Below are 18,468 nucleotides of genomic sequence, written 5' to 3'. Positions count from 1 at the left end.
ACTATGGATCCGAATCACAAGGTTTTCGGGCTTGGCCGGCACAATGGCGGTGCGCCATATGGGAAGGCCCAGGAATGGTGGCCGCCACCGCGCCGCTGATTGTCATCCGCAAATCGCATTTCCTGGATCGAACTGGATTTCCCATGCCTGTATCTGGACTTGAGGTCCGTGCAGACACGCTTGTCGTGATCTGGACGGACAACACTTCGACACCGTTTCCTACCATTTGGCTGCGCGACAACTGCCCTTCGGGGCTGCATCCGCAAACCCATGAAAGATTGCTCGACCTGCTGACGCTCGATGCCTCGCCGCACCTGCTTTCCGCCGAATGTGTCGGAGACCAGGTCAAGCTGATCTATCGCGACGGACATGTCAGCCTGATGCCGCTGATGCTGCTCAGCGCGCACCATCCGGGCCGGCCCGCACCGGATCCGGCGAAGGTCAGCGCCGAGTTGTGGCGCGCTGACCTTACTCCGGGCGGCATTCCGCGGTTTGAAGCGGCCCGGGTGCTGGCCGACGATGGGGTGCTGCGGCAATGGCTGCTGCAAACTGCGCGGTACGGACTGTCGATTGTTGACGGCCTCGATGACCGGCATGGCGCCGGTATCGAAGTAGCCGAACGCGTTGGCTTTCTTCGCGAAACCAATTTCGGCACGACCTTCGAAGTGATCAGCATGCCCGATCCGAACAACCTGGCCTACACTTCTGTTGCCCTTCCGCTGCATACCGACCTGCCCAACCAGGAAATGCCGCCAGGTTATCAATTTCTGCATTGCATTGCCAACGAAGCGGCTGGTGGCGGTTCGGTCTTCGCCGATGGCTTTGCTTTGGCGCAAGACCTGCGGGAGGAAGACCCAGCAGCCTTCAAGCTGCTGGCGGAAGTGCCGATTCCGTTCCGGTTCCACGATGATACGGCGGATATCCTGGTGCGTGCGCCGGTCATCGCCCTCGACTCATGGAGCGAACTGATCGAAATCCGCTACAATGCCCACATTGCTGCGATCTTCGACATGCCGGCCGAGGTCATGCCGGACTATTACCGCGCCTACCGCACCTACATGGCCAAGACTCGCGATCCCGGCTACCGGCTGGAATTCAAACTCGGCCCCGGCGAAATGGTAGTCTTCGACAATCGCCGGATCCTGCATGGTCGCGAGGCCTTTGACCCCTCGACCGGCTTTCGCCACCTTCACGGTTGCTATGTCGATCGCGGCGAGTTCGCCTCGCGATTGAGGTTGCTGGCGCGGGCGGCGGCCTAGCGGTTCTGCCAGATCGGGGGACGGCCTTCGCCGAAGGCCCGCGGGCCTTCCAGCGCGTCCTCCGATTCCAGCATGGCCTGATAGCTGGGCAAGGCGCCGCTGCGCATCAGGCGGTAGCCGTCTTTGGCGTCAAGTCCGGCGGTTGCGCGCAGGATGTCGCGCGCGGCCGTGATCGCCAGGGGTGCGCTGGCGGCCACTGCGCGCGCCAGTTCCAGTGCGGAATCCAACAGGGTCTCGGGCGGGCAGAGACGGCTGGCTAGCCCGTGGTGAAGCGCTTCGGCGGCGGAGAGCCTGCGGCCCGTATATATCATCTCGGCGGCGAGCCGTTCGGGCAGGCACTTGGGCAGACGCAGCAGCCCGCCAGAATCAGGCAGAATGCCCAGTTGGGCCTCGGGCAACCAGAACTGTGCAGCTTCGCTCGCGACTATCAGGTCTGCGGCGAGCGCCAGTTCGAACCCGCCGCCCACGGCAAGGCCGTTGACCGCGGCGATCACTGGCTTGGTCAGGCTGAAGTATTCGGTCAGTCCCGCAAAGCCGCCCGGGCTGTGCACTGCATCGACCGCTTCGCCCTCGTTCGCGGCGTTGAGGTCCCATCCGGCAGAGAAGAACCGTCCGGTACCGGTGACGATCCCGACCCTGAGCGCGGGATCTTCATCCAGCTCCCTAAAGGCCGCGAAGAGCTCCATGCTGGTCGCGACATCGATTGCGTTGGCTTTGGGGCGATCGAGTGTGACGATCAGGACCTGGCCTTCGCGGCGGGTGGTTACGGCGCTCATTGTCAGTGCTCCTTGATCCGGATCAGCGCATCGACTGCCACTGCGCCGTTGGGCAAGGCCAGCAGCGGATTGACGTCGAGTTCGTAGAGGTGGGCCTCGTTCTCGGCGGCGAACCGGGCAATCGCTTCGATTGCATCGATCAGGGCCGGAATGTCAGCTGGGGCAGAGCCGCGATAGCCGGTCAGCAAGGGGTAGAAGGGCAATCCTTCCAGCGCGCGGCCAATGTCCGCGCGCGTGGCGGGCAGAAGGACCTGCGCGGACTGCCGCAGCAGCTCGACCAGTACGCCACCGGCGCCGACGGTCAGGTAGAGCCCGAATTGCGGATCGCGAGACAGGCCGACGATCAGTTCGGCGAGCGCACCGCCGATCATCTCTTCGAGCAAGAAGGTCTCACCCAAGGTACGCATTCGTGTCGCTTCAACAAGGACTTCTGCTTTGCTTTTCAGGTTCAGGCTGACCCCGCCCAAATCGCTCTTGTGGGCCACTTCGGCGCTGACGACCTTGAGCACCAGCGGGAAGGGGACAGGCAGCGCGGCGCTGTCATCGCGGCACAGCGCAGCCAGCTCATCAAAGGAGAGTTTGGCACCCATCGGTACGCGCAGCCCGGCCTGGTGAAGCGCAGTCTTGCTGGCCTTTTCGTCCCAGGTAGCCACGCTTGAGGGATCGAGCGGAGCGGGATCGGCCAGCTCAGCGGGTTCGGGACGGCTGAGCGAATCCGCCAGCATTGCAGCGGATGAAATCGCGCCGAGAGCCTCGGGAAAGCCCATCATCGGCACGATCTCGGCATCAAGCAACTTGACCGCAACATGTTCGGGCAGGTTCTCGGGCAGCGAGCTGACCACGATGCGGGCCTGTCCCGGTTCTGGCGGGACCTGTCGGTGTGCGGCAATGAAGGCGTCGAGCGTGGTGCCCCATTCGCTATCATCGCAGCGATCCGCTCGCGGATAGTCGAGCGCTAGCAGCGACGCAGAGAACCCGGCCTTGAGCATTCCGGCAAAGCAAGCGGTCTGCGCCGGACCATCGCCCCAGATGTGGGTATGGTAATCGAGCGGGTTCGAGACGGAAACTAATGGTCCCAGTACCCCTTCCAGCTCGTCTTGTACCGGCGCGGGGAAATCGGGCGTTTCCAGCCCGCGCCGCTCGGCAAGGTCGGCGATCAGGCTGGCCTCGCCGCCCGAGCAGCTGGCGCTGGTCACGCTGCGCCCGGTCAGCGGCCCGCAGGTGTGAAGCAGCTTGAGCGTCTCGATGAATTGCGCCGGATCGGCGGCCCGGGCCAAGCCAAAGCGATCGAACAGTGCATCGTAGAGCGCATCGGGCCCGGCCAGCGAGCTGGTGTGCGACATCGTCAGCTTCGCGCCGCGTTCGGAAGCTCCGGTTTTTAGTGCGACCAGCGGCACTTCGGCGCGCCGGGCGGCCAGGCAAGCCTGCGAGAAGCGGGCAACCGATTTCAGCCCTTCGATATGCAGGCCGATCGCGCTGACCCTTTCGTCTTGCACCAGTGCTTCAACCAGGTCGGCGGCATCGACATCGGCGGCATTGCCGATCGCGATCATGTAGCCCAGCGGCAGGGCGCGGCGTTGCATGGTGAAATTGAGGCCCAGGTTGCCACTCTGGGTAACGATCGCCACGCCGCGCCCCAACAGCGGGGCACAGCCATGCTGGTCGGGCCACAGTCCGGCACAGTCGAACGCGTTGAGCACACCGTAGCAATTGGGCCCGATCAGCGGCATTTTGTCCGCTGCGGCAGTCAGGCGGGCCTGGCGTTCAGCGCCGTGGTCCCCGGCTTCTGAGAAGTCGGACGCATAGCAAACTGTCCCACCGGCGCCCATCGCGGCCAATTGGCCGACCAGCTCGATGCTGGCTTCGGCGGGCGTGGCCAGAAACACCGCGTCGGGCGCAGCGGGCAGTCTGGCGAGGTCCGGGAAGCAGGCCACGCCGTCCATCTCGGCGCGCTTGGGATTCACCGGCCAGACCTCGCCCGCAAAACCCAGCTTGCGGCACTGGTGCAAGGCTTCCTCGGCATGCCGACCGCCGACGAAGGCGATCGAGCGCGGGCGCAGCAGCCGGTCGAGCGACTTTGCGCTCATGCCTCGTGCGCGCGCAGCATCGCGCGGCTGATGATGTGGCGCTGGATCTCGCTGGTGCCATCCCAGATCCGTTCAACCCGGGCATCGCGCCAGAAGCGTTCGATCGGCAATTCGTCCATCAGCCCCATGCCGCCGAAAATCTGCAAGGCATTGTCGGTGATCCGGGCGAGGGCTTCCGAAGCGAACAGCTTGGCCATCGCTGCGTCGGTATCGGTCATGGTGCCTTGATCGTCCTTCCAGGCGGCGCGCAGGGTGAGGAGTTCGGCAGCTTCAAGTTCGGTCTTCATGTCGGCCAGTTTGAACCCGGTGCCCTGAAACTTGCCGATCGTCTGGCCAAACTGCTTGCGGGTCGCGGCCCACTGCGTTGCCATCTCGATCACCCGCTGCCCGCGCCCGACCGAGGTGGTGGCGACCTGAAGCCGGGTCGAACCGAGCCATTGGCCCATCAGGTCAAAACCCTTGTCGAGTTCGCCCAGCAGATTTCGCACCGGCACCCGGCAGTCCTCGAACACCAGCTCGCATTGGTGATAGCCGCGATGCGAAACGCACTTCGGGCCGCGGCGGCGGGTCAGGCCGGGAGTGTCGAAATCGACCAGGAAACAGCTGATCGAGCGTTTGCCGCCGGGCAGGTCGCCGGTCGCGGCGCAGAGGATCACGAAATCGGCCATGTCGGCATGGCTGATGAAATGCTTGGTGCCGTTGATCACGAAGTCATCGCCGTCACGGCGCGCAAAGGTACGCATCGAGCGCACGTCTGATCCGGCATCGGGTTCGGTCATCGCCAGGCAGTCGTGCCGCTCGCCACGGATCGAAGGCAGCAAGTATTCCTCGATCTGGCCGCCGGTGCAGCCGCGCAGGATATTGCTGGGCCGCGCGACCAGCATTTGCAGGCCGTAGCTCGCCCGGCCCAGTTCGCGCTCCATCAGAGTGGTATCTAAGGTGCCCAGACCGCCGCCGCCGAGGTCCGTCGGCATGTTGACCGCATAGAGCCCCAGCGCGATCGACTTGCGGCGAATTTCAAGAACGAGATCCGGGGGGATATCGTCGGTCTTTTCAACCAGGTCCTCGTGCGGATAGAGTTCGGTCTCGACGAATTTGCGGACCGTTTCGACCAGCATTTCCTGTTCGTGGGTCAGGGCAAAGTGCATGGAAACCTCAAGATCAGTTGCGCCGGATCGCGATGTTGCGACCGGCCTGCGCGGGCACGGGTAATGCGGCGTGCGCCTGACGGATCGCCTCAACCTTGCGGCGAAGTTCAACAGGCATCGGGCAGCTTTTTCCCGCATTCATGTCAACGTGGACCAGCATCTGCTCGCCGGTTGCCAGCAGCTCGCCGGTGTCTCGGTGGTGCATGGAATGAAAGATTTGCAGCCGCTTTTCGTCGGCGTCGATCAGGTGAAGTGAAAGGTCCAGCGGATCGCCCAGATGCGCTTCGGCCAGATTGAAAATCATCGTCTGGACGGTGAACAGCGAATGGCCGGCGGCGCGGTAATCTTCGTCGATCCCGATCAGGCGGAAGAAAGCGTCCGACTGGTCGCCGAAGACCAGCAGATAGCAGCTCTCGCTCATATGGCCGTTGTAATCGACCCAGTCCTGGATGACGGACGGCGTAATCAGCTTCAGCGGCGCCGGGATCGGGGCGGTGTCGTCCCAGGGCACGGCCTTGGTGCCTTCCAGCGGGGTGCGTAGCCCGTGTTCGGGACCGGCATTAGCAGCCATGGTCGATCACCCCTCCAGCTTACCGTTCGATAGCCCTTGCGAAGGCGAAATGCATTCCGATTGCGATGCTGCCAAGGCAAGCTTTCCGGAGGATTGCCGGGCAACTTATGCGGGGTATAAACGCCGCTAATGCTGGTCCGCCGCGATTGACTTGACCCCGCAAAGTGCCACGGTCTGCTTGATGTGCAGCCTTGGCATGAGGTCCGCCTGTTGTTGATGAAGCAAGCAATTGTTTTCAGGCAATAGTCGGGGCCAGTATGGCCTCAGTCGAAATAGTACCAGGCCGGAAGCCCTCCGGCCGCCACTTGCAAGGGAGGGGCAATTGAAACGTCACCTATTTACCACCACCGCCGCCGCACTGGTTATGTCCAGCGCCTGGGTGGCACCGGCTATGGCGCAAGAGGCGCCCGCGGCGGAAGAAGATACCGGCGGCATCGCCGATATCGTCGTAACCGCGTCGCGCCGCACCGAAAAGATGCAGGATGTTGCTGTCACGGTTCAGGCCCTGGGCGGCGAACAGCTTGCTGAACGCGGGATCACCAACTTCGATCAGATGTTGACCGAGCTTCCTCAGGTGCACGCCGGTGGGCGTGGGCCGGGGCAGAAAACAATCTCGATCCGCGGCCTTTCATTGTCGCAGGTTGCGATCCAGACATCTGCGGTGGCAGGTGCCAGTCCAACCGTTGCCCTGTACCTCGACGATGCCTCGGTTTCAGTCCCGGGCCGTAACCTTGACGTTTACGTGACCGACCTTGAGCGCGTGGAAGTGCTGGAAGGCCCGCAAGGGACGCTGTTTGGGGCGAGTGCCGAAGGCGGCGCGATCCGCTATATCACCAACAAGCCCAACCTTTCGAAGTTCCAGGCCGGCTTTACGCTGACCGGGGCGACTACCCCAGGCCATGCCTTCAGCGGTGCAGCTACCGGCTACATCAACATTCCGATCATTGAAGACAAGCTGGCGCTTCGTGCCACCGTATTCGTTGATCGCCAGGGCGGCTACATCGACAATATCTATGGCACGTTCCAGATGCCGCTGATCGGCCGCAATGCCGATGGCACAGTGGCCTTCAGCCTGCCGGTCGGATCAACGCGCCCGGTCATCAACAATGCTGCCTATGCGCGCGACGACTTCAACTCGGCGACCTACACGGGCGGCCGGGTTGCGCTGCGCTGGTCGCCGGCGGACGATTGGACGATCACCGTCCAGGACATGTACCAGACGCTGGATGCCGAAGGCGTGTTCCAGTACGATCCGACTCTGGGTGATCTCAAGGTCATGCGCTTCTCGCCCGACACCAACCACGATGAATTCAATCAGGTGCAATGGTCGGTTGAAGGCAAGCTGGGCGGGCTCGATCTGGTTTACACCGGCTCTTACCTGAACCGGAAAGTCGATCAGAAATTCGACTATACGCGCTATGCCGCCGTTGGTCCGTTCGCGCCGTATTACATCTGCTCTTACCCGGGCTACGCCAGCTGCGCTACGCCGCGGATGACTTATCTCGACAAGTCGCGGTCCAATCGCTTCACGCAGGAATTCCGAATCGCAACCCCTGCGGAGAATCGCTTCCGGATGCAGGCCGGAGTCTACTATGACGATGCGAAGGTGTTTGCCGATGGCGTCTGGTATTATGAAGGCGCTGCGGTGCAGGGCTTTAGAGGGCAGCGGCCGGGTGGCAGCGATATCATCACCGATTATATCCGGCCGGATGGCGGGGTCTATTTCAACGACGCTGAACGCGGTGAAAGCCAGTTCGCACTGTTTGGCGAAGCCAGCGTTGATATTACCGATAAATTGACGCTGACTGCTGGCATTCGTTGGTACAATCAGGAAACCTCACTGCGCGGATCGGTCAACTGCGGTGGCCTGATCACCAAGACTGGCGTTCTGCCCAACGGTAATCCATGCGGCAGCGGCAACTATGCCGTTTCGCTGGCCGGTTTCAGCCCGGCGCATGAAAAGGGCACGACCCCCAAGGTCACGCTTAGCTACAAGCCGAATGACGATATGCTGTTCTATGCCACGTTCTCGGAAGGTTACCGTCCGGGCGGGTTCAACCGCCGCGGGGGTGCCACCCGCGATCCAACATTCTTCATTCCCAAGACCTACCAGTCAGACAGCGTGAAGAACTATGAGTTCGGTTGGAAGCTGCAGTTCGCCAACAACACAGTGCGTTGGAACGGTTCGGCCTTCATGATCGATTGGACCGGAATTCCGGTTTCGATCTATGCACCCAGGATCAGCAACTCCACTTTCGTGCTCAACGGGCCGAATGCGCGAATTAAGGGGCTGACCACCGATCTGGTCTGGCGGGCCACGCCGGAATTCACGATCACGGCAAACCTCGCCTGGAACGATTCAGAGCTAAATGACTACGCCAATACCCCGGCGGGCTTCCGCCCGCAGCCGGGCGATGGGCCACTGGCGTTGACCTTTGTTGAACTGGGCAGCCCGCTGGCGCTTGCGCCGAATTGGCAAGGCGGCATGCGGATGCGTTATGAACGCACCAACGCTTCGGACACGACCTTCTTTGCCCAGCTGGGCGGGCAGTTTGTCGGCACATCGTACACATCGACGATCAAACCGCAGAACTTCAGGCTGCCCGGCTATGCCCAGTTCGATGCGTCGGCTGGGTTCAAGCGTGAAAACTGGAACGCTGAATTGTTCGTCAGCAACCTGACCGACAAGCGGGCGATCACCTACACGTCGAACAGCGATAACATCAATCTCAACTCGACGATCCGCCCGCGGACGATCGGGCTGCGGTTGGGCTACAACTACTGATGAAAGGGCCGGGCTGGTCCCGGATCCTTCTGAAGTGATAAATCAGGTCCCGGCGGGTCGAACATGTCGAACCGCCGGGATCTTGTTTTCAGCGCCCTTGTCGCGCTGTGATCTTGCGGCCATGCTACAAAGCTGACTGACAATCCGGACCATTCAAAACGTGCAAACCGATCCCCTGATTGAAGCCAAAATGGCGCTTGCGCGCGGCGATATGGCGCAGGCCAGGGGGCTGCTGGCCGGGCTGATGGCGACGCGCGGCGACGATCCCGAAGTGCTCTACTTTGCCGCCGTGATTGCGCGGGCTCGCGGCGATCTGGGCGCGGCGCACGGCCTGCTTGACAAGCTGGTCGGATTGCAGCCGGAATTGGGCCGCGCGCACCAGGAACGTGGCCATTGCTATCGCCAGCAAGGCCAGCGCGATGCGGCAATCGCAGCATACGAAAGAGCGATCGAATGTAATCCGCTGCTGACCGCATCGATCAAGCTGCTGGTGGCGCATTACCAGCAGGCCAATCCGGCGCGGGCTGCGGAACTGCAGGGGCGGCTGGCGGACGTCGAAAGCCACCCGCCCGAAGTGCTGGGCGCGCTGGCGGCCTATTACGATCAGGATTACACGCTGGCCGAGAGCCGGGTTCGTGCGTTCCTGCTCAAGGTCCCCGACGAGCCGGTGGCGATGCGGCTTCTGGCCGAATTAGGCACCAGGCTGGGTGAGTATGAGGACGCGGAGCTGGTTCTGGCCAAGTGCAAGGAGTTCAACCCCGACTACCTTCACGCCCGGTTCGACTATGCCGAGGTGCTGGGCAAGCGCTTCAAATACGACGCTGCGCTGCGCGAGGCTGAGGAACTGGTTGCGCTGGAACCGGCCAATCCGCAGTTCCTGATGCAGCGCGCAAACCTGATGCTCAATGTCGGGCGAACCGAAGACGCCGCCGATGAGTATGCGCGGCTGCACCGCGACAGCCCGGACAACCCGACCGTCAGCCTGACTTACGGCCATGCCCTCAAAACACTGGGCCGGATCGATGAAGCGGTGGCCGCCTACCGCCAGGCCTATGGCGTGCGGCGCGACTTTGGCGATGCCTATTGGAGCCTGGCCAACCTCAAGACCTACCGTTTCACCGAGCGCGAAATAGCGGCGATGGTGGCTGAGGAAGCGGGTGAGGGGATCGCCGTGGACGACCGGATCCACCTCTGCTTCGCGCTCGGCAAGGCGCTGGAAGACGCAGGCGACCATGCCCGCAGTTTTGAGTACTATCAGCGCGGCAACCAGCTGCGGCAGGGGGTGGTCAAGTACCGGCCCCAGGCCATCACAGCCGAGTTCGACCGTCAGATCGAACATTGCAACGCCGCACTGTTTTCCGCCGCCGCCGGGGCCGGGTGCCCGGCAGACGATCCGATCTTCATCGTCGGCCTGCCGCGCGCGGGCTCGACCTTGCTCGAGCAGGTCCTTGCTTCGCACAGTCAGGTCGAAGGGACGACCGAACTGCCGGATATCATGGCGATTGCCTCGCGCCTCAACGGGCGGCTGGGGCAGGAGGAGCAAGATCGCTATCCTGCTAACCTTGGCGAGCTATCGCGCGACCGGCTGGCCGAACTGGGGCAAAGCTATCTTGAATCCACCCGGGTTCACCGGACCGAGGGCAAGCCCCGCTTCATCGACAAGATGCCCAATAATTTCCGCCATATCGGGCTGATCCACCTGATCCTGCCCAATGCCCGGATCATCGATGCCCGGCGCGAGCCGATGGCTTGCGGGTTTTCGGTGTTCAAGCAGCTGTTCGCCCAAGGGCAGGATTTCTCTTACGATCTGGACCATATCGGGCGCTATTACGTCGACTATCTGCGCCTGATGGAGCACTGGGATGCGGTGCTGCCCGAGGGCCGTGTGCTCAAGGTCCAGCACGAGGATGTGATCGAGGATCTGGAAGGTCAGGTCCGCCGGATCCTCGACTATTGCGGCTTGCCGTTTGAGCAGAGCTGCCTCGATTTTCACAAGACCGAACGTGCGGTGCGCACGCCGAGCAGCGAACAGGTGCGCCGCCCGATCAACCGCGACGGGACCGAAGTGTGGAAGGCCTATGAGCCCTGGCTGGGCCCGCTCAAGCTGGCGCTGGGGGAGCGGGCTTAGCCAGCTTTCTGCCAGGCGCAGACGCCAAGCGTGCGGCCCTTGGGCAACTTGCCAGGATCGACCTTGCCTTTCACCAGATGCGCCTTGCCGTTGTCGCAGACCAGCGTACTGGCGCCGTATCCCGCCACATCGAGCATGACCTGATCCCAATGGCGATACTGCACATCGTGGCCTTCGCCGGGGTAGGAGCGGAAAGTGGCCGCGCCCTTGACCTTGCTGGCCCAATAGTGGCCATGGCTGGGCGGTACGGCCGGATCGGCCTCGCCATAATAGAAGAACGCCGGGGCGGTCAGTGCCGAGACATCGGCGGGCGGACCGCAGAACCGCTTGTACTCGCGCGCCACTCCGCGCGGATCGCCTTTCTGCCCGGCAATGAAGAACGCGCGCGCGCCTTCGTCGGCTGTGCGATCGGTGAAGCCGCGAACATGGGCGGAGACGCCGTCCTTGGGCATCTCCCACCAGACCCGCGGTGCGGCCACTTGCGGGCCAAGCGCTGCGGCGAACGCGGCCTCATCCTGCTGGCAGCGTTCGGCGTTGCCGGCTGCAGTCGAGACGGCTGCCAGCATGTGCCACGAAGCGATCCGCTGCGGCATGGCCTGAACCACATGCCCGGCATAGGCCCCGCCGCCCGAAATCGCGACCAGCGCGAACTTGTCGATCCCCAGCTGGCCCAGCACTTGCGCGACCTCGCTGTTGTAGTCGGCAAAGGTCCATGCAGGATCGAACGCGGTATCGCCCAGTCCGTTGCGTTCCACCGCCACGATCCGCAGTTTCAGCCGCTTGCGCATGGTATCGAGGAAAGCGACCAGTTCCGGCGCGCGGCCGCTGGTGCCGACCCCGCCGATGAACAGGATCGGCCGCCAGCCTTTCTCCCCGGTATCGGTGAAATGGACGGTGCGGCCTTCCTTGGTGGTCAGTTTCTGGACCGGCGTACCGATCGAATCAAACTGGTCCGGGAACACGATCGGCTGGGCTGGCGTGGGCTTGGCCTGGAGCGGCGCAGCCAAGGTGGCCAACACGGCCAATGCGATCAGTCGCTTCATCGTACCGGCTCCGTTTCCAGGTTGCGATCGAGCACTTCGATCTGCTTCAACTCGGCGGCAAGGTCCAGATTGCGGCACAATAACAAGTAGGCTGCGGCCGAAACCGGCAATCCCACCAGCATCGATACATCCGCCTTGCCCAGCGCTTCGGCCACCGGCCCGGTGTAGAGCGAGGTCTTGAAGAACGGGATCATCGAGGCAAAGCCGATGAAGTAGGACATCAGGCCCCGCCAGTTCCACTTTCCGTAGAGCCCGTCAGCCATGAACATCGCCCGGATCGAGTATTGCCCCTTCCTGACGATAAAGAAGTCGACCAGGTTGATCGCAGTCCACGGGGTGAACAGATAGGCCAGCACACCCAGGAACGCCTCGAAGCCGTGCAGCACGTCACCGCTGACAATCAGCGACAGCGCCAAGGCCACGGTGAATACCGTCAGCAGTGATGCGATCCGCGATTTCACGCCGAGTTTGATGCTGGTCAGGCTGTCGACCACACTGAGCAAGGTCAGCGAAGCGCCATAGAAATTGAGCGAGGTGATCGTGATCAGCCCCAGGAAGCTGGTGACCAGCATGATCACGCCGAAGCCGGGGTAGATGGCGTCCGAACTGTCGCGCAGCGCGGCGACAATCCCGTCCGGGCTGGCGAAAGCAGCGGCAGCAAAAGTGCCGACCAGCATCATCCAGGCCCCGCCGATGAAAGCGCCCCAGAAGGTCCAGAAAAAGGCGTCGCGGATACCCACTTCCTTGGGCAGGTAGCGCGAATAGTCCGAGACATAGATCGACCAGCTGAGCTGGTAGGCTGCAGCCGCGAAGAACTGGACCAGGAACGGGGTGGGCTTGAACTCGCCCGGCGCCAGCAAGGTACCAAAGTCCACGATGCGGGCAGCGCCAAGGGTGTAGACCGCCAGCACTGCCAGCATGGCATAGGCCAACAGGCGCTGGGCCTTGTGGATCAGGTCATAGCCGATCACCGCCACAGCCACGGCCGCGATCGAGAAGATGATCACCGTCGGCCCGTGGGGAAAACCAGCCAGTTCCTTGAGTGTATCGGCCGCCAGCGTCTGGTTGAGGGCATTGTAGCCGATGTAGGTGAACAGCGCGACGATCCAGACCAGAAGCGCGCCAAGGTACCCGAACTGCGGTCGCGACTGGATCATCTGCGGCAGCCCCAGGTGCGGCCCCTGGGTGCAGTGAAATGCCATCAGGACGGTGCCCAGCACGCACCCGCCTATCACCGCAAGCGCCGACCAGAACAGGCTGAGCCCGGCCGCGACGCTGATCGCGCCAGTCGCTAGCGTGGCCATGTGGGCATCGCCGGTGAACCAGATTGGCCAGAGGTGCCAGACCTTGCCGTGGCGCTCCTTCAGGGGAACGTAGTCGATTGACCTCTGTTCGATCAGTGCCACCGGAATTCTCCCCCTGGTTTGGTTCTGCTGTGCCTATCCCGGCATCTTGATCGAGCGACCGGCACCATCGGGTGGTGCCAGATGTTGCTGGGCCGCAGCAAGCCCTTGCATCGCCTGGGCGATATGCTGCGGGGCAGGGGCTGACTTTTCGGCCTTGGCATCGACATGGACCAGCATATGCTCGGCCGTGGCGATCAGCGTGGCACTATCGAGGTTGGTCATTTCGTGGGACAGGTGCAGCCGCTTGCCGTCGCTACCCAGAACCCGGGTGCGCACTTCGACCTTCTGGCCGAGCCGGGCCTGGCCCAGGTGGCGGATGTGGGTTTCAACCGTGTAGAAACTGAAGCCCGTGGCGACATAGTCCGGCCCGGCACCGATCCGTGCCAGCACCACATCGGTCGCATCGCCGAACAGCTTGAGGTAGGCCCATTCGGTCAGGTGATCGTTGTAGTCGATCCATTCGGGCATGACCGGGGTGTGCTGGGTCAGCAGGTGCCCGTCACCGCAGTCGCTGCCTAGCGTGACCGCTTCCTTGCCCTGCAGGCTTGTCCGATAGGCCTTGGCCACCGCGCCCGAGGCGAAGTCGTTGCGTTCCAGCGCGTGCATGATGTCGACCAGGCAGCTGTCGCGCAGCGCCTCGTATTCGCGCAGGCCGATGCCTGCCGCCTGGTCGTCGCTTTGCGCGGCGACGGTATCGATCAGCTCGTCGGTCAACTTGGGGCCGACCAGCTTGGTCCAGGGCCATTCCATCGAGGGGCCGAACTGGTGCAGGAAGTGCCGCATGCCCGCTTCGCCGCCGGCCAGGCGATAGGTCAGGAAAGTGCCCATGAACGACCAGCGCAGACCTGCGCCGAACCGGATCGCATCGTCGATTTCGGCGGCGGTGGCGATCCCGTCGTTGATCAGCCACAGCGCCTCGCGCCAGACTGCTTCGAGCAAGCGGTCGGCGATGAATCCGTCAATCTCATGCCGGACGTGGAGCACTTTCATGCCAACGCGGGTGTAAAGCGCGCTGGCCACGTCGATGGTTTCCAGACTGGTCTGATCGCCGCCGCAGACCTCTACCAGAGGGAGCAGGTACACCGGGTTGAAAGGGTGGCCCACGACCAGCCGGTCGGGCCGCTGCATTCCGTTTTGCAGTTTGGTTGGGAGCAGCCCCGACGTGGAGGATCCGATCACCGCATGGGCGGGCATTGCGGCATCGACTTCGGCGAGCACGCGTTGCTTGAGGTCTTCGCGTTCGGGCAGGCTTTCCTGGATGAAGTCCGCATCCGCGACTGCTTCGGCGACAGAGCCTGCGAAAGTCAGCTTGCCCTCGGCGGGCAGTGCTGCGCCGTGCAGGCGGGTCTGTGCGCGGCGGGCATTGGCGACTACCTCCAAGGTCTTGCGCTCAACTTCGGGATCAAGGTCGAACACGGCCACGTCGATCCCGTTCAGCAGGAACCGCGCCGCCCAGGCCGCGCCGATCACCCCGCCGCCGACAATCGCTACCTTGCGGATCTCGCGTCCCATGTCAGCGCTTCTGCAGCTTGAGCTTCGCGCGGACCGCATCGGGGCCCATGATCTTCGCGCCCATCCCGGTCAGGATCTGCACCGCACGTTCGACCAGCTGTCCATTCGAAGCGAACTGGCCTTTGCCCAGGTAGAGGTTGTCCTCCAGCCCGACCCGCACATTGCCGCCGGCCAGCGCCGCCATGGCCACGAAGGGCAACTGGTTGCGGCTGATCGAAAAGCCGCTGAAGGTTGAACCCGGCGGCAACTGGTGGACCATCGCCATAGTGGTCAGCGGATCGTCGGGCGCGCCATAGGGGATGCCCAGGCACAGCTGGATCATCACCGGATCATTGAGCAGACCATCGCGGATCATCTCTTTGACGAAGACTAGATGCCCGGTGTCGAACACTTCCAATTCGGGCCGCACGCCCAGGCGCTGCACTTCGGCGGCCATGGTCCGCAGCATGCCCGGAGTGTTGGTCATGACATAGTCGGCTTCGGCGAAATTCATCGTCCCGCAATCGAGCGTGCAGATTTCGGGGAGCAGTTCCTGCACGTGGATCAGCCGCTCCATTGGCCCGACCATATCGGTTCCAGCAGGATCGAGGGGCAGGGGGCTTTCGCCCGGACCGAACACGATGTCGCCGCCCATCCCTGCGGTGAAGTTGATGATGACGTCGGTGTCGCTGTCGCGGATCCGTTCCTTTACCTCGCGGTAGAGCGCCACGTCGCGGCAACCTTTGCCACTTTCGGGATCGCGCACGTGGATGTGGGCAATCGCGGCTCCGGCTTTGGCCGCTTCGATCGCGGCATTGGCGATCTGTTCGGGGGTGATCGGCAGATCAGGGTGAATGCCCTGGGTATTGCCCGATCCGGTGACGGCACAAGTGATGAATGGTTCGAAGTTCATGGCGCTCTCCCGCCCGGCAGCTTAGGCGGAAATCGAATGAAAAAAATCACAATATCCGGCATTAGATTGCAAAATGCGTCATGACGCTGCAAGGTCCGTGGCTCATGCAACGCCCCGCCTTCCTGCTCATGCCCGGCTTCTCGGCAATCGCGTTCTTTGCCGCCCTGGAGCCTTTGCGGATCGCCAACCGGCTGTCCGGGAAGGAGCTTTACCGCTGGACGATCCACGCACCGCGCGGCGATCATGCGGAGGCGTCCAATGCCATGCAACTAAGGACCGATGGCCCGGTTCCAGATAGCTCGGATGCATTGATCGTCTGCGCCGGGTTTGAGCCGCTGGCCAATGCCAGCAAGGCGCTGCTCGGACAGGTTCGGCGGCTATGGCGGGCCGGACACCAGGTCGGTGCGGTCGATACCGGGGCCTTTGTGCTGGCCGAGGCGGGGATCCTGGGCAGCGAGACAATCACGCTGCACTGGGAAGCCGCCGACCAGTTCCGCCGCCGTTACCCGCGCATCCCGGTCTCGGGTGAACTCTATGAGCGTCATGCCCGACTGTTCACTTGCGCTGGCGGAACCGCGGCGATGGACATGATGCTGGACGGGATCGCGCTTAGCCACGGCATGGCCCTGGCCACTGCGGTTTCCGACCAACTGATCCATGATCGCATCCGGCCGCCCGGAGCGCCGCAACGGGTGACGCTGGCCGAGCAGGCGGGCAGCGCCGGGCCGGTTGTCCAGCGGGTGATCGCGGCGATGGAGCGGTCAGTGGCGCTGCAAGGCACGCTTGAGGCGATACTGGCCGAAGTGGGGATCAGCCGCCGCCAGGCAGAACGCTTGTTCACCGCGCGGCTGGGCACGACACCGGGCCGCTATTTCCGTGAAGTCCGGATCCGCCATGCGCTCGAATTGATGCGCAATGCCCGGATGCCGGTGCATGAGGCCGCGCTGGCCGCAGGCTTTTCCTCGCAGCCGGTTTTCTCCCGTGCTTGCCGGCAAAGCTTCGGCAAGTCGCCACGCGAACTGGCTGGCAGCGCCGATGCGCCGAGTAGCTGTTAGCCAGGATAGTCGCCAAATTTCACGCCGCCTCCGGCAGGCGGCAGCGTGAAGGAACCAAATGCCATCGCCTGGCGCCGCCAACTAGAGGAGAAACCCGTCGCTACCTTGGTAACCCCTGAGCCGATCAAGCTTTCGATTCTGTATGTGCGCAAGCTGGCTCCACGCAGCTCTCCCCGCACCGACGCGGTTCGGGAGTGATCTCTACAAACTCGACGAGCTCAAAAGAAGCGCAACTCAGCCGGAAAATCCCCTGAAATCCGGGGTTCTCGGGGCCAATCGGGCTTTCCTGGGATGATATAGATGGCGGAGACGGAGGGATTCGAACCCTCGGTACCGGATTTACCAGTACGACGGTTTAGCAAACCGTTGGTTTCAGCCACTCACCCACGTCTCCGGATCGCAGCGGCGAAGCGCGCCTATAGCGAGGGGTTCGAGAGGCGGCAAGGGGACCTGGCAAAGATTCTGAACCACCGCCTGGCCCAGGCGGGACTCGCCCTGCCGCAAAACCGACTCGCCTCGCCGCCCGTTCATTGCCGGGCAAGGCCCCTTGGATTCTCTAGGCGCCAACAAGTTTGGAAGGATGGCTGCAATGATCCAAGGCATGAACCGTTCGGCGCGTGCGGCGCTGGTTTCAGTGCTGGGTGCGGTCGCCCTGATCGGCTCGGTCGCGGCTCCGGCCCAGGTCCAGCCGGTCGATCCCGACCGGGCGATCGACGGCGATCTGTCCGCGCCCAAAGGCACACCACCGGCCACGCCCGGCGCTCCGGCTAACCAGCAGGGGATTCCTGCCGAGCCGCTGCCGGTCGATGGCGTTCCGGCCAGTCCCGCCCCTGTCGATCCCGCTGCGCCCGCAGCGGTTCCTGCGGCCAATCCGGGAACCTACCAGAAGGACGACCTGATCGGCGCCGCCGAAGGCGTGTTCGGCAAGGGTGCGGCGGGACTCGCCGGACTGATCGAGGATCTGCTGCGCAAGCAGGGTGAGCCCAATGCGTATATCACCGGGCGCGAAGGCGGCGGGGCGCTGGTTATCGGCGTACGCTATGGTTCGGGCACCTTGCACCACAAGGTCGAAGGACAACGTCCGGTCTACTGGACCGGCCCGTCGATCGGGTTCGATGCCGGGGCCAATGCCGGCAGCACCTTTGTGCTGGTCTACAACCTTTACAACAGCGAGGACATCTACAAGCGCTTTCCGGCAGGTGAAGGCCAGGCCTACCTGGTCGGCGGATTCAACGTATCCTACTTGCGCAAAGGCGATGTGGTGATGATCCCGATCCGGATGGGTGTAGGGCTGCGGCTGGGAGTCAATGCCGGTTACATGAAGTTTTCCAAGAAGCAGAACTGGCTGCCGTTTTAACCCCAGGGACTGCCCGGCACTCCTTTTGGCGGGGCATGGGCTTCATTGCGGCCACCGGGCTTGAACCCGTGCATGCCCAGCCACCATTGCAGGGCAATCGTTGCACCTTTGGCGGGCTGCAGCAAAGCCAGCATCACCACAGCGGCGAGGGTCATGGCAATGGCTATCATCGCGCCCATCGAAAGCGCCTTGCTCATCCCGATCGCGATCAGGACAGGAGCAATCAGGTGGCCGGTCAGGAATATCGAGATATAGGGCGGAAAGTCGTCCGCCTGATGCAGGCTCCAGTCCTGATGGCAGGCGGAGCAATGGCTGACGGGCTTGAGGAATTTGCCGAACAGCCTGCCCTTGCTGCAGCGCGGACATTCGCCCTTGATCCCGCGCAGAATCGCGGCGGTGAGCTTGGTGGGCAAATCGGGACGGGTGAGCGGAGCCAGCATGATTTCCCA

The 18,468-nt window shown here is 63.0% G+C and carries 14 protein-coding genes and 1 tRNA gene; 5 read left to right on the top strand and 10 right to left on the bottom strand.

What is annotated here, in order from left to right; all coding sequences use genetic code 11:
- Positions 1 to 74 precede the first annotated feature (74 nt).
- Positions 75 to 1,259, top strand: coding sequence for a TauD/TfdA family dioxygenase (locus tag B2V17_RS03835; RefSeq protein WP_349679974.1), 1,185 nt, complete (start codon positions 75 to 77; stop codon positions 1,257 to 1,259).
- Here the strand turns inward: B2V17_RS03835 and B2V17_RS03830 are convergent.
- From B2V17_RS03830 to B2V17_RS03815, 4 genes are read right to left on the bottom strand one after another with little or no spacing between them, the layout of a single operon-like run.
- The gene (locus B2V17_RS03830) at positions 1,256 to 2,035 is read right to left on the bottom strand and encodes an enoyl-CoA hydratase-related protein (protein WP_292995376.1); all 780 of its coding nucleotides are present in this window, start codon (positions 2,033 to 2,035) and stop codon (positions 1,256 to 1,258) included. The two genes, B2V17_RS03835 and B2V17_RS03830, sit on opposite strands and share 4 nt — an antisense overlap.
- A 2-nt stretch (positions 2,036 to 2,037) precedes the next feature.
- Entirely contained in the window at positions 2,038 to 4,122 is a 2,085-nt protein-coding gene (locus tag B2V17_RS03825) for an acetate--CoA ligase family protein (RefSeq protein ID WP_292995374.1), read from the bottom strand.
- On the bottom strand, positions 4,119 to 5,270 hold the full coding sequence (locus B2V17_RS03820) for an acyl-CoA dehydrogenase family protein (RefSeq protein ID WP_292995372.1): 1,152 nt from the start codon (positions 5,268 to 5,270) through the stop codon (positions 4,119 to 4,121). The genes B2V17_RS03825 and B2V17_RS03820 overlap by 4 nt, the downstream gene beginning before the upstream one ends.
- A gap of 13 nt (positions 5,271 to 5,283) precedes the next feature.
- Positions 5,284 to 5,841, bottom strand: coding sequence for a thioesterase family protein (locus B2V17_RS03815; protein ID WP_292995370.1), 558 nt, complete (start codon positions 5,839 to 5,841; stop codon positions 5,284 to 5,286).
- 322 nt (positions 5,842 to 6,163) lie between these two features.
- On the opposite strand from B2V17_RS03815, the gene B2V17_RS03810 reads away from it, so the two are divergent.
- Both B2V17_RS03810 and B2V17_RS03805 read left to right on the top strand, forming a co-directional pair.
- Positions 6,164 to 8,626: a TonB-dependent receptor gene (locus B2V17_RS03810; protein WP_292995368.1), complete on the top strand. Its 2,463-nt coding sequence runs from the start codon at positions 6,164 to 6,166 to the stop codon at positions 8,624 to 8,626.
- Positions 8,627 to 8,816: 190 nt separating this feature from the next.
- Complete coding sequence (locus tag B2V17_RS03805; protein ID WP_292995366.1) at positions 8,817 to 10,754, top strand: tetratricopeptide repeat-containing sulfotransferase family protein; 1,938 nt, start codon at positions 8,817 to 8,819, stop codon at positions 10,752 to 10,754.
- On the opposite strand, the gene B2V17_RS03800 is transcribed toward B2V17_RS03805, so the two are convergent.
- Genes B2V17_RS03800 through B2V17_RS03785 form a run of 4 tightly spaced genes read right to left on the bottom strand, consistent with a single transcriptional unit; the run spans position 10,751 to position 15,607 of the window.
- Positions 10,751 to 11,797 (bottom strand): alpha/beta fold hydrolase, encoded by a 1,047-nt coding sequence (locus B2V17_RS03800; protein ID WP_292995364.1) that lies wholly within the window; start codon positions 11,795 to 11,797, stop codon positions 10,751 to 10,753. The genes B2V17_RS03805 and B2V17_RS03800 overlap by 4 nt on opposite strands.
- On the bottom strand, positions 11,794 to 13,203 hold the full coding sequence (locus tag B2V17_RS03795) for a purine-cytosine permease family protein (RefSeq protein ID WP_292995362.1): 1,410 nt from the start codon (positions 13,201 to 13,203) through the stop codon (positions 11,794 to 11,796). The genes B2V17_RS03800 and B2V17_RS03795 overlap by 4 nt, the downstream gene beginning before the upstream one ends.
- 33 nt (positions 13,204 to 13,236) lie before the next feature.
- Positions 13,237 to 14,715, bottom strand: a complete 1,479-nt coding sequence (locus tag B2V17_RS03790) for a carnitine 3-dehydrogenase (protein ID WP_292995360.1) — start codon at positions 14,713 to 14,715, stop codon at positions 13,237 to 13,239.
- Position 14,716: 1 nt separating this feature from the next.
- Positions 14,717 to 15,607, bottom strand: coding sequence for a 3-keto-5-aminohexanoate cleavage protein (locus tag B2V17_RS03785; RefSeq protein ID WP_292995358.1), 891 nt, complete (start codon positions 15,605 to 15,607; stop codon positions 14,717 to 14,719).
- A 104-nt stretch (positions 15,608 to 15,711) separates the two neighbouring features.
- Here B2V17_RS03785 and B2V17_RS03780 point away from each other — a divergent pair, with 104 nt between their 5' ends.
- Complete coding sequence (locus tag B2V17_RS03780) at positions 15,712 to 16,662, top strand: GlxA family transcriptional regulator (RefSeq protein WP_292995356.1); 951 nt, start codon at positions 15,712 to 15,714, stop codon at positions 16,660 to 16,662.
- 301 nt (positions 16,663 to 16,963) lie between these two features.
- Here B2V17_RS03780 and B2V17_RS03775 read toward each other — a convergent pair.
- A tRNA-Ser gene (locus B2V17_RS03775) sits at positions 16,964 to 17,056 on the bottom strand.
- A 207-nt stretch (positions 17,057 to 17,263) separates the two neighbouring features.
- Here B2V17_RS03775 and B2V17_RS03770 point away from each other — a divergent pair.
- Entirely contained in the window at positions 17,264 to 18,019 is a 756-nt protein-coding gene (locus B2V17_RS03770) for a DUF1134 domain-containing protein (protein ID WP_292995354.1), read from the top strand.
- Here B2V17_RS03770 and B2V17_RS03765 read toward each other — a convergent pair.
- The gene (locus tag B2V17_RS03765; protein ID WP_292995352.1) at positions 18,016 to 18,459 is read right to left on the bottom strand and encodes a DUF983 domain-containing protein; all 444 of its coding nucleotides are present in this window, start codon (positions 18,457 to 18,459) and stop codon (positions 18,016 to 18,018) included. The genes B2V17_RS03770 and B2V17_RS03765 overlap by 4 nt on opposite strands.
- Positions 18,460 to 18,468 lie beyond the last annotated feature (9 nt).

The organism is Novosphingobium sp. UBA6272, assembly GCF_002440635.1.
Taxonomy (GTDB): Bacteria; Pseudomonadota; Alphaproteobacteria; order Sphingomonadales; family Sphingomonadaceae; genus Novosphingobium.
Note: the sequence above shows the minus strand (reverse complement) of the source record. Positions and strands in the feature narration are given on the sequence as shown.